11 protein-coding genes are annotated in these 11,560 nt (G+C 30.7%); 8 read left to right on the forward strand and 3 right to left on the reverse strand.

Features of this window, described 5'->3' with window-relative positions; translation table 11 throughout:
- Position 1: 1 nt before the first annotated feature.
- Genes ACFQ5N_RS12355 through ACFQ5N_RS12365 form a run of 3 tightly spaced genes read right to left on the reverse strand, consistent with a single transcriptional unit; the run spans position 2 to position 4,054 of the window.
- The gene (locus tag ACFQ5N_RS12355; protein ID WP_386809900.1) at positions 2-1,186 is read right to left on the reverse strand and encodes an acetyl-CoA C-acyltransferase; all 1,185 of its coding nucleotides are present in this window, start codon (positions 1,184-1,186) and stop codon (positions 2-4) included.
- Positions 1,187-1,189: 3 nt separating this feature from the next.
- The gene (locus ACFQ5N_RS12360) at positions 1,190-3,589 is read right to left on the reverse strand and encodes a 3-hydroxyacyl-CoA dehydrogenase/enoyl-CoA hydratase family protein (protein WP_386809902.1); all 2,400 of its coding nucleotides are present in this window, start codon (positions 3,587-3,589) and stop codon (positions 1,190-1,192) included.
- Between the two features lie 12 nt (positions 3,590-3,601).
- Positions 3,602-4,054, reverse strand: coding sequence for a MarR family winged helix-turn-helix transcriptional regulator (locus ACFQ5N_RS12365; RefSeq protein WP_386809903.1), 453 nt, complete (start codon positions 4,052-4,054; stop codon positions 3,602-3,604).
- Positions 4,055-4,182: 128 nt separating this feature from the next.
- On the opposite strand from ACFQ5N_RS12365, the gene ACFQ5N_RS12370 reads away from it, so the two are divergent.
- From ACFQ5N_RS12370 to ACFQ5N_RS12405, 8 genes are all read left to right on the forward strand, one after another.
- Positions 4,183-4,875, forward strand: coding sequence for a hypothetical protein (locus tag ACFQ5N_RS12370; RefSeq protein WP_386809905.1), 693 nt, complete (start codon positions 4,183-4,185; stop codon positions 4,873-4,875).
- Between the two features lie 70 nt (positions 4,876-4,945).
- Entirely contained in the window at positions 4,946-5,875 is a 930-nt protein-coding gene (locus ACFQ5N_RS12375; RefSeq protein ID WP_386809906.1) for an ABC transporter ATP-binding protein, read from the forward strand.
- Entirely contained in the window at positions 5,868-7,184 is a 1,317-nt protein-coding gene (locus ACFQ5N_RS12380; protein WP_386809907.1) for an ABC transporter permease, read from the forward strand. Before ACFQ5N_RS12375 ends, ACFQ5N_RS12380 begins: the two co-directional genes overlap by 8 nt.
- A gap of 3 nt (positions 7,185-7,187) precedes the next feature.
- Positions 7,188-8,018: a mechanosensitive ion channel family protein gene (locus ACFQ5N_RS12385; protein WP_386809908.1), complete on the forward strand. Its 831-nt coding sequence runs from the start codon at positions 7,188-7,190 to the stop codon at positions 8,016-8,018.
- 91 nt (positions 8,019-8,109) lie between these two features.
- The gene (locus ACFQ5N_RS12390) at positions 8,110-9,273 is read left to right on the forward strand and encodes a sigma-54-dependent transcriptional regulator (protein ID WP_386809909.1); all 1,164 of its coding nucleotides are present in this window, start codon (positions 8,110-8,112) and stop codon (positions 9,271-9,273) included.
- 14 nt (positions 9,274-9,287) lie between these two features.
- Complete coding sequence (locus ACFQ5N_RS12395; protein WP_386809910.1) at positions 9,288-10,136, forward strand: PPK2 family polyphosphate kinase; 849 nt, start codon at positions 9,288-9,290, stop codon at positions 10,134-10,136.
- A 109-nt stretch (positions 10,137-10,245) separates the two neighbouring features.
- On the forward strand, positions 10,246-11,064 hold the full coding sequence (locus ACFQ5N_RS12400) for an exonuclease domain-containing protein (RefSeq protein ID WP_386809911.1): 819 nt from the start codon (positions 10,246-10,248) through the stop codon (positions 11,062-11,064).
- Positions 11,065-11,066: 2 nt separating this feature from the next.
- Entirely contained in the window at positions 11,067-11,555 is a 489-nt protein-coding gene (locus ACFQ5N_RS12405) for an ABC transporter ATPase (protein ID WP_386809912.1), read from the forward strand.
- The last annotated feature ends 5 nt before the right edge of the window (positions 11,556-11,560 follow it).

Here is an 11,560-nt window from a genome sequence, read left to right on the forward strand (position 1 = left end):
GTTATTTTAATAATTCATAAACACCTGCCGCTCCTTGACCTGTTCCAACACACATAGTTACAATACCATATTTGTTTTTACGTCGTCTCATCTCATTCAATAATTGAACTGAAAGTTTAGCACCAGTACAACCAAGTGGGTGTCCCAAAGCAATGGCTCCTCCATTTACATTTACAATGTCTTGGTTTACATCTAGCTCACGCATAACAGCTAAAGATTGAGATGCAAAGGCTTCATTTAATTCAATTAAATCAATATCATTAAGTGTTAAGTTAGCTTGTTTTAATGCTTTTGGGACTGCTTTTACAGGTCCCATTCCCATAATTTTAGGATCAATACCAACGGCTGCAAAAGAAACCATACGAGCAATAGGTTCAATATTTAATTCTTTTACCATTTCTTCACTCATTACCAATAAAAAGGCAGCTCCATCACTCATTTGAGAAGAGTTTCCTGCAGTTACACTACCTCCTTGCGCAAAAACAGGTTTTAGTTTTGCTAAGGCTTCAATTGATGTTCCTTTTCGTGGACCTTCGTCTTCTTTAACAATGTAGTTTTTTGTTTGTTTTTTACCGTTTTCATCTAAAAAAACATTTTCAACTGTAATTGGAACAATATCATCATTAAAAGTTCCTTTTGCTTGTGCTTCCAAAGCTTTCATATGCGATTTAAATGAGAACTCATCTTGATCTTCACGCGAAACTTTAAATTGTTGAGCTACTGCTTCTGCGGTTAATCCCATTCCCCAATAATAATCTTCATGTCCTTCTTTGGCTGATTTGTAATTAGGCACAGGGCGATAACCACCCATAGGAATGTAACTCATACTTTCTACACCACCGGCAACAATGCAATCAGCCATTCCAGATTGTATTTTAGCAACGGCAATACTTACAGTTTCTAGTCCTGAAGCGCAATAACGATTGACTGTCATTCCTGGAACGTCTTCAATTTTTAATCCCATTAATGAAACTAAACGCCCCATATTTAAACCTTGTTCTGCTTCTGGCATGGCGTTACCAACTATTACATCATCAATTCTATGTTTATCTAGTTGTGGAACATCTTTTAATAAATGTTCTATTGTTTCAGCAGCTAATTCATCAGGTCTTTTAAACCTAAAAACTCCGCGAGGTGCTTTACCAACCGCTGTTCTATATCCTTGTACTATATATGCTGTTTTCATTGTTTAATTTCTTAAAGGTTTACCTGTTTTTAACATGTGCTCAATTCGCTCTAAAGTTTTACGTTCTGTACATAAACTCATGAAAGCTTCACGTTCTAGATCTAAAAGGTATTGTTCTGAAACCAATGTTGGTTCAGATAAATCTCCTCCAGCCATTACATAACCTAATTTATTGGCTATTTTTTGATCGTGTTCTGAAGCAAATTTTCCGTTAACTAAACTATCAGTTCCAACTAAAAACATACCCAATGCTTGTTGGCCATACACTTGTACTTTTTTATGTACAGGTTGCATATATCCATCTTCTAATAGTTGAATTGCGTGACGTTTTGCCGTTGCGATTTGACGATCTTTATTAACCACAACAATGTCTTTATGTTCTTTAAAAAATCCTAAATCGTATGCTTCGTGTGCTGAAGTTGCCACTTTTGCCATTGCAACATTGATAAAGTAATCGCGTAATTTATTTAACTTAACATCGTCTTTTAGCACACCTTCAGAAGCTCTTAAGGCCATTTCTTTTGATCCGGCACCGCCAGGAATAATTCCAACTCCAAATTCAACCAAACCAATATACGTTTCAGCTGCAGCAATTACTTTATCTGCGTGCATACTTAATTCACATCCTCCACCAAATGTGTAGCCGTGTGGCGCAATAATTGTTGGACAAGAAGAGTAGCGTAACCTCATTACGGTATCTTGGAAATATTTTACAGAGAAGTTTAACTCGTCATACTCTTGTTCAACAGCCATCATAAATACCATTGCTAAATTGGCACCAACGGTAAAATGCTCAGCTTGATTTCCAAGAATTACAGCATCGTATTCTGTTTCAGCTAAATCAATTCCTTTGTTAATTGCTTGTAAAACTTCACCTCCAAGTGTATTCATTTTAGATTGAAACTCTACATTTAAAACGCCATCTCCTAAATGTTGAATAGATGCACCTGAATTAGACCAAATAGTTTTGGCTTCTCTAATATTATCAAGAATTATAAAACTATCTTGTCCAGGAATCTTTTCTTGAGATTTTGAAGGAATGGAATAATAATATTTTGAACCATCAGTTACTGTGTAGAATGATTTTTGTCCGCTTTCAACCATTGCAGTAACCCAAGATGCAACCGGAATGTTTTCGGCTTGCATTAATTCAATTCCTTTTTCAACACCAATAGCATCCCAAATTTGGAAGGGTCCGTGTTCCCAACCAAAACCAGCTTTCATGGCGTCGTCTAGCCTGTATAATTCATCTGAAATTTCTGGAATTCTATTTTGAACGTAACCAAACATTGCTGCAAAATTCTTACGGTAAAATTCACCGGCTTTGTCTTTTCCTTTCACCAATATTTTGAATCTGTCAATAACTTTATCAATTGTTTTTGTAAGTTCAAGCGTAGCAAATTTGGCTTTTTTACTAGGTCTGTATTCAAGCGTTTTTAAATCTAAAGCTTGAATAGATTTTTTTCCGCCTTCAACAACTTTTTTGTAAAAACCTTGTTTTGTTTTACTTCCCAACCAGTTATTTTCCATCATTGTATTAATGAATTCTGGTAGTTTAAAAAGTTCATGGGCTTCATCATTTGGGCAGTTTTCATAAATACCGTTTGCAACGTGTACTAAAGTGTCTAAACCAACTACATCAACAGTTCTAAAAGTTGCAGATTTAGGACGGCCAATTACAGGACCGGTTAATTTATCTACTTCTTCAACCGTTAAACCTAATTCTTTTACTTGGTGGAATAAACTCAAGATTCCAAAAATTCCAACTCTATTTCCTATAAAAGCAGGAGTGTCTTTAGCTAAAACCGAAGTTTTTCCTAAGAATTTTTCTCCATACATCATTAAAAAGTCAGTAACATCTTGTGAACAGTTTGGTCCTGGTACTACTTCAAACAATTTTAAATAGCGTGGCGGATTGAAAAAGTGTGTTACAGCAAAATGTTTTTGAAAGTCTTCACTTCGTCCTTCATTCATAAGTTGAATAGGAATTCCTGAAGTATTTGAAGTTATTAGCGTACCAGGTTTACGATACTTTTCAATTTTTTCAAAGACAGATTTTTTAATGTCTAAGCGTTCAACAACCACTTCAATAATCCAGTCTACATCTTTTACTTTTTGTAAATCGTCATCTAAATTTCCAGTAGTAATTCTACTCGCAAATTTTTGATTGTAAATAGGTGAAGGTTTTGATTTTAGTGAAGCTTTTAAACTGTCGTTCACCAGTCTGTTTCTAACAAACTTATTTTCTAGTGTTAGTCCTTTTGCTTTTTCGGTACTGTTCAGTTCAAACGGAACAATATCTAGCAGTAAAACTTCTACACCAATGTTTGCGAAATGACAAGCAATACCAGATCCCATGATTCCGGAACCTATTACGGCAACTTTTTTAATTGGTCTTTTCATTTTTCGGTATATTTATTTAGTAGGTAAAGTTTCAAATATTGATTTTTCATTAACTAGCTTGTTAATGGTACTGGTAACTTCAAAAAAACACTCAATTTGGTGTGCTGTTAATTGACTTTTTACAGCTTCATTAAATTGAATTACATATTGTTTTGAAATTTTTCGTTTCATAAGGCCAAACTCAGTTAGCTTTATAAGAACTCCACGACCATCATCTGGATTTTTTTCTCGATAAATTGCGCCTTTAACTTCCATATTTTTTAAAATACGTGATAAACTTGTAGGTTCCATTCCCATTAAAGGTCCTAATGAAGTAGATGGAGTTCCATTTTTTTTATCGATATTTAAAAGTACAAATGCCATGGCCATAGTACTGTCAAACTTAACAGCTTGTTCATTATACATTTTGGCAACCGCTTGCCAAGTAGCTCTAAGTGCGTGATCTATAGTTAATTCTTTTTGCATTTACCAAATATATAAAAAAATACTATGCGTGCATAATAAATTATTGAAATTTCTATTTGAAGCTATTTTGTTTGTTTTTTCAAAAAAAAAAGGATAAGTTTAAAACACTAAACTAAAACTAAACTATTATGGCTTCACTAGAATATATTGGAAAAATTATTAAGCAAGAAAATATTGATACTGTTGATGAAAATAAATTACCAAGAACTTTTGTTATCAATGTTCCAAATCCTCACAAATCTTATTATTCAAGATTTACAGATGTTGTAAAACCCGATTCCATTATTTTTGTAACAAAAACACCTAATTCTTTTGAGAAAATTTTAAGAGTTACGGCTGGCATTAATAAAAAGTATGGGCTTAATTTAGATGGTGCAAAATGCGAAGTAAAAATAGGGTCAAGAAAGTTAGACGGTATTCGTGTAAAAGGAATTAATAGATATACTGAAATTGGAAAAATACAACAATATTATAGTGATGAAGGATATGAATTTGCAAAAAGCGAGAAATTTAAAGAAACCGATGCTTTAATTCGTATTAATAGATTTTTTAATGTTGATAAGTTAGCCGAAGGTATTTTTAAATCAAATATTGAAGATGATGTTTATTACGCTGTAATACCAAGGTATATGAGTTGGGAAGAGTTTAGAAAAATTACTTTTGAAATTAAAAATAATATTACCGATAAAAACTATGATATTGCCAAAGGTATTGTATATATATACGGAGGCGTTAAAGAAGTTTTAAGAATTGTTAAGCCAAAATATTCATTAGAAAGTTTACAATTAATTCAACAAAAATATATTGAAAAATTACAGTAAAAATTGTAAAAAAATCAAGGATTACTCATAAAGTAAGTTTATTTTCGTTTATAGAAATAAAATATAGTACATGGAAAATGTTTTAAGCGTTGAAGGTGTAAGTAAAGCCTATGGGAAATTTACAGCACTTAATAACGTTTCAATTTCGGTACCCAAAGGAAGCGTATTTGGGTTATTAGGACCAAACGGAGCAGGGAAAACTTCATTAATTAGAATCATCAATCAAATAACGTTACCTGATAGTGGTAAAATATTGTTGAATGGTGAAAACCTACAACCACATCATATTTTAGATATTGGTTATTTACCAGAAGAACGCGGTTTATATAAGCGTATGAAAATTGGTGAGCAAGCTATTTATTTGGCGCAATTAAAAGGAATGCCTTATAATGAAGCTAAAAAGAAACTTCAATATTGGTTTGAGAAATTTGAAATTACCAATTGGTGGAACAAAAAAATTGAAGAACTTTCAAAAGGAATGGCGCAAAAAGTACAATTTATTGTAACGGTTATGCACGCTCCTAAATTATTGATTTTTGATGAACCTTTTAGTGGATTTGATCCTATAAATGCCAATTTAATTAAAGATGAAATTTTACAATTAAGAGATGAAGGTGCTACCATAATTTTTTCAACGCATAGAATGGAATCTGTTGAAGAATTATGTGATTATATTGCGCTTATAGATAAATCAAACAAAATTTTAGATGGCAAGCTTAATGATATTAAGCAAGAGTTTAAAACAAATCAATTTGAAGTTGGTTTGGCTTGCCAAGATAAAGAAGCGCTTTTGCTTGATATTAATTCAAAATTTAGAGCAGAAAATTCACCTAAAATTTTATTTAATGAAGATCTTAGGTTAAAGGTAAGTTTAAAAGAAAATGAATCATCTAATGATTTAATTCAATTTCTAAATAACAAAGCGCAAATTACTCATTTTACCGAAGTGATTCCTAGTGCAAATGATATATTTTTAAAAGCTGTTGCCAACAATGAATAAGTTGAAATTAATTATAAAAAGAGAGTTTTTAGCAAAAGTTAAAAATAAATCATTCATAGTTATGACTATTTTAAGTCCGCTTTTAATGGTTGGTTTTATTATGTTAATGATTTTTTTAAATCAAAAAAACAGTGAAGAAATTAGAACAATTGCTGTTGTTGATGAATCGGAAGTTTTAGCATCTGTTTTTAAAGATACTGAAGCTACAAAATATATTAATTTAACCAATTTAGGTTTAGACGAAGCCAAATTAAAAACAGAAGAGTTTTATTATGGTTTGGTTTATATTCCAAAGGCTGATTCATTAAATAATCTTTCAAAAGGAATTGCCTTTTACTCTGTAGATGCTCCAAGTATTAACATTATAAATAGTATTGAAAATAAACTAGAACGTAAAATTAGAGACCTTAAAATTGAAAACCTTCAAGTAGATATTGCGCAAATAAAAGCAACAGAAACAGAAGTTAATATAGCTTCAGAAAATTTTTCAGGTGAAAAGTCTTCAAAAATCGGGAGTGCTTTAAGAATGGCAGCAGGTGGAGGTTTTGGGTATTTAATTTTTATGTTTATTATTATTTACGGAACATCAGTAATGCGCAGTGTTATTGAAGAAAAAAATAGCCGAATTATTGAAGTTATAATCTCATCAGTAAAACCATTTCAATTAATGATGGGAAAAATTTTGGGGAACGCTTTTGCAGGTGTTTTACAATTTATAATTTGGTCAATTTCAGCGGGATTTTTAATGTTTGCTATTTCAATGTTTTTTGGTGTTGAAGCAACAGATATTTCTCAAGTGCAAGGAGTTGGTGTAGCTTCTGAAATGGCAGATCAGGTTCAACAAACAGCAAATAGCAATTTGCAAATTGCTTTTTTAGAAATGAAAAATCTGCCTATTTTAACCATTTTCTTTTCGTTTATTGTATATTTTTTAGGTGGTTATTTAATTTATAGTTCTATTTATGCAGCAATAGGTGCAGCGGTTGATAGTGAAACAGATACGCAGCAATTTATGTTACCGGTAATGATGCCTTTAATTATAGCAATTTATGTTGGTTTTTCTGTAATTGAAAATCCGCATGGTCCTATTGCAATTGGGTTTTCAATTTTTCCTTTAACCTCTCCAATTGTAATGTTAATGCGTATTCCTTTTGGTGTGCCTTGGTGGCAAATAGCAATTTCAATGCTTTTATTAATTGTATCTTTTATTGGTATTGTATGGTTTGCAGCAAAAATTTATAGAGTTGGAATTTTAATGTATGGTAAAAAACCAAGTTATAAAGAGTTGTATAAATGGTTAAAGTATTAAGATTTGGGAAAAATTAATAGCATATTAAATTATACATTTGAATTTAGCGATCAAGTTCATATTTCTGTAAAAGCAATTCTAGTTGTTATTTTTGCTTTTTTTATAACGAATAATTTATTGAGACTTATTCGAAAAATAATTAATAAAAGGCTAGAAGAAAATGATAAAGGTAAATTTAAAACAGTATTTACTTTTTTAAGATACTTCATTTATGTTTTTGTAATTATAATAACATTAGAATCTTCAGGTATTGAAGTTAGTGTTTTATTAGCCGGTTCTGCTGCATTATTGGTTGGTCTTGGTTTAGGGCTTCAAACGTTGTTTCAAGATGTAATTTCGGGTATTTTTATTTTGTTAGATAAGTCGTTACACGTTCATGATATTATTGAAGTTGACGGAAAAATTGGAAGAATTTTTGAGATTAATTTAAGAACAACACGTGCAGTTACAATTGATAATAGAGTGCTAATTATTCCTAATCACATATTTTTAACACATAGTTTATTTAATTGGACACAAAATGGAATAGAAACTACTGAAGCTTTAAACGTTGGTGTTGCTTATGGTTCTGATGTTGAAAAAGTAAAGCAATTATTAATTGAAGTTGCTGAGCAGCATCCAAGAGTTTTAAAACATCCAAAACCAGATGTGTTGTTTATGGAATTTGCTGATAGCGCATTACAATTCCGATTGATTTTTAACATAAATAATAGCTTTACTCAATTAAAAATTAAAAGCGATTTGCGTTTTGAAATTGATAAAAAATTTAGAGAACATAAAATACAAATACCTTTTCCACAAAGAGATGTGCATGTTTTTAAAAGAACTGAATAAGAACTAAAACAATTTTAAATAAAACTTGGAACGTTTTTTGAATGTGAGTAGAAGTATAGAATTCATATATCAAAAGCCAAAAATAAAATAAATGTCAAAAATATTAATAATAGAAGATGAAGCTGCTATTCGTAGAGTTTTAGTAAAAATAATTGGAGAAGAAAATGAGTCGTATCAGTTAGAAGAAGCTGTAGATGGTTTAGAAGGTTTGGAGAAAATTTCGAAATCTGATTACGATTTAGTTTTATGCGATATTAAAATGCCCAAAATGGATGGTGTTGAGGTGTTGGAAAAAATTAAAAAACTAAAACCTGAGATTCCGGTTATTATGATTTCTGGTCATGGAGATTTAGATACAGCTGTTAATACAATGCGTTTAGGAGCATTTGATTATATTTCAAAACCACCAGATTTAAATAGATTACTAAATACGGTTAGAAATGCTTTAGATAGAAAAGAGTTAGTAGTTGAGAATAAATTACTAAAGAAAAAAGTAAGTAAAAAATATGAGATGATTGGTGAAAGCGATGCCATAACTCATATTAAAAATATGATCGAAAAAGTTGCTCCTACTGATGCTCGTGTTTTAATTACGGGTCCAAATGGTACTGGTAAAGAATTGGTTGCACATTGGTTGCATGAAAAAAGCGAACGTACAAAAGCATCAATGGTTGAAGTGAATTGCGCGGCAATTCCTTCAGAATTGATTGAAAGTGAGTTGTTTGGACATGTGAAAGGTTCTTTTACCGGAGCGAATAAAGATAGAGCAGGAAAGTTTGAGGCAGCAAACGGCGGAACTATTTTTTTAGATGAAATAGGAGATATGAGCTTGTCAGCTCAAGCAAAGGTGTTAAGAGCTTTACAAGAAAATAGAATTTCAAGAGTTGGAAGTGATAAGGATATTAAAGTGAATGTTAGAGTTATTGCGGCAACTAATAAAAACCTGAAAGAGGAAATTTCAAAAGGTAGGTTTAGAGAAGATTTATACCATAGATTGGCTGTAATTTTAATTCATGTACCGGCCTTAAATGATAGACGTGGTGATATTCCACATTTAATTAATTTTTTCGCAAAACAAATAACCGAAGAACAAGGAATAGCAATAAAAACATTTTCAAATGAAGCTATAAAATTGTTGCAAGATTATGATTGGACAGGTAACATTAGAGAATTAAGAAATGTAGTTGAACGTTTAATTATTTTAGGTGAAAAACAAGTTTCACAGTCTGATGTGCAAATGTTTGCAAGTAAATAAATAAAGCTATTAAAATGAATAAATACCAAGTAACAAATACAATTGATTTAAGTACTTCTATCACAAAAGAAGTTGACCAAAAAGCAAAAAAGAAGTTAAAAAAGCTTCGTAAAGAAATAGGAGAACTTCAAGATACCATGTATGCTGAAGGTAAATATGCTGCTTTAATTTGTTTACAAGGTATGGATACTGCCGGGAAAGATAGTTTAATTCGTGAGGTATTTAAACAAGTAAATGTTCGTGGAGTTGAGGTGCACAGTTTTAAAGTGCCTACTGAAGAAGAGTTGAGTCACGATTATATGTGGAGACATTATATTGCATTACCTGCAAAGGGAAAAATAGGTGTTTTTAATAGAACTCACTATGAAAATGTTTTGGTAACGCGCGTGCATCCAGAGTTTGTATTAAGTGAGAATATTCCATCAATTAAAAGTGTTGAAGATTTAAATAATGATTTCTATAACAATAGAATGGAAGAAATTAATAATTTCGAATCGTTTTTAGTTAATAGCGGCACCATAGTTTTAAAATTCTTTTTAAACCTTTCAAAAGAAGAACAAAAAAACAGATTGTTAAGAAGATTGCGTTTAAAGCAAAAAAACTGGAAATTTTCAGCAGGAGATTTAAAAGAACGTAAATTATGGGGTCAATATCAGTTTTGCTATCAAGAGTTGTTAAATAAAACATCAAAAGAACATGCACCTTGGTTTGTAATTCCGGCCGATGATAAGCCTACAGCGCGTTTAAGAGTTGCTGAAATTATTTTAGAAAATTTAAAAAAATACAATTTTAAAGAACCTGAATTACCAAGTAAATACAAAATTCATTTAAATGAATACCGTTCTCAACTAGAAAACGAGTAATATTTTTAGCTTTAAATTTTTGTTAAAAATTAAAGAAAAACTCTCATAATATTCCATAAATCGTAAATTACAAGTTGTATATTTACAGCTTAAATTTATTTAAAAAACTATGGAATTAAAGTTAGAGAAACCAATTATTTTTTTCGATTTAGAAACTACAGGAATTAATATTGCTAAAGATAGAATTGTAGAAATTTCAATATTAAAAGTGTTACCAAACGGTAATAAAGAAAGTAAAACTTGGTTGGTAAATCCTGAAATGGAAATTCCAAAAGAAGCTTCAGATATTCACGGAATTACTAATGAAAAAGTAGTAACAGAACCTACATTTAATGAATTAGCAGTTAAAGTTAGTGAAATGATTGAAGGCTGTGATTTAGCAGGCTTTAACTCAAACAGATTTGATATTCCATTGTTAGCTGAAGAAATGTTACGTGCCAATGTTGATTTTGATATGAAAAATAGAGTTGCAGTTGATGTGCAAGTAATATTTCATAAAAAAGAAGAACGTACTTTAAGTGCAGGTTATCAATTTTATTGTGGAAAAAGTTTAGAAAATGCCCATTCAGCTGAAGCTGATACGATGGCTACCTATGAAATTTTAAAGGCGCAATTAGAAAAATATGATGATGTTGAAAATAATGTTAACTTTTTAAGTGAGTATTCAACATTTAAAAAACGAGCAGATTTTGCCGGTTTTATTCAGTTTGATGATGATGAAGATGAAATTTTTACTTTTGGAAAATACAAAGGTCAAAAAGTTGCTGAAATTTTAAAGAAAGATAAAGGGTATTTTTCTTGGATTCAAAATGCCGATTTCCCTTTGTATACTAAAAAAGTATTGAAAGAAATTAGAGAAAAGGTTTTCCCTAGAAAAACAGAAAATTCATTGGCAGATTTGCAAAATAAATTCAATCAAAAAATATAAGTATGTTTGTTAATTTTGAAAATTTAGATGGTGCAGCAAGAGTTTGGATTTACCAATCAAATAGAGAGTTTTCTGAAAATGAAGTGAAAAATATTAGTTTAAAATTAAAAGATTTTGTTGAAAATTGGCAACGTCACGGTGATGATTTAAAAGCTTCATTTTGTATAAAATACAATCATTTTATTGTACTTGCTGTTGATGAAACATTTCAAAATGTTTCAGGGTGTTCTATTGATGCTTCAGTAAATTTTATAAAAAATATTGAGACCGAATTTTCGGTTGATTTAACAAATAAGTTAAATATTTCGTTTAAAGATGCTGCCAATATAAATGTGGTGCCAATGGCCGATTTTCAAAAATATGCCAAGCTTGAAAAGATAAATTCAAACACCATTGTTTTTAACAATATGATACAAACTAAAAGTGAATTTGAGTCAACTTGGGAAGTTCCAGCTAATAAAAGTTGGCACAAACGATTTTTAATTTCTTAATATAA

Source organism: Lutibacter holmesii (assembly GCF_042679665.1).
GTDB classification, from domain to species: domain Bacteria; phylum Bacteroidota; class Bacteroidia; order Flavobacteriales; family Flavobacteriaceae; genus Lutibacter; species Lutibacter holmesii.

Excerpts from the sequence above, each read along its gene's own strand:
- ACFQ5N_RS12355 (WP_386809900.1), bottom strand. The coding sequence starts at position 1,186 with ATGAAAACAGCATATATAGTACAAGGATATAGAACAGCGGTTGGTAAA.
- ACFQ5N_RS12360 (WP_386809902.1), bottom strand. The coding sequence starts at position 3,589 with ATGAAAAGACCAATTAAAAAAGTTGCCGTAATAGGTTCCGGAATCATG.
- ACFQ5N_RS12365 (WP_386809903.1), bottom strand. The coding sequence starts at position 4,054 with ATGCAAAAAGAATTAACTATAGATCACGCACTTAGAGCTACTTGGCAA.
- ACFQ5N_RS12370 (WP_386809905.1), top strand. The coding sequence starts at position 4,183 with ATGGCTTCACTAGAATATATTGGAAAAATTATTAAGCAAGAAAATATT.
- ACFQ5N_RS12375 (WP_386809906.1), top strand. The coding sequence starts at position 4,946 with ATGGAAAATGTTTTAAGCGTTGAAGGTGTAAGTAAAGCCTATGGGAAA.
- ACFQ5N_RS12380 (WP_386809907.1), top strand. The coding sequence starts at position 5,868 with ATGAATAAGTTGAAATTAATTATAAAAAGAGAGTTTTTAGCAAAAGTT.
- ACFQ5N_RS12390 (WP_386809909.1), top strand. The coding sequence starts at position 8,110 with ATGTCAAAAATATTAATAATAGAAGATGAAGCTGCTATTCGTAGAGTT.
- ACFQ5N_RS12395 (WP_386809910.1), top strand. The coding sequence starts at position 9,288 with ATGAATAAATACCAAGTAACAAATACAATTGATTTAAGTACTTCTATC.
- ACFQ5N_RS12400 (WP_386809911.1), top strand. The coding sequence starts at position 10,246 with ATGGAATTAAAGTTAGAGAAACCAATTATTTTTTTCGATTTAGAAACT.
- ACFQ5N_RS12405 (WP_386809912.1), top strand. The coding sequence starts at position 11,067 with ATGTTTGTTAATTTTGAAAATTTAGATGGTGCAGCAAGAGTTTGGATT.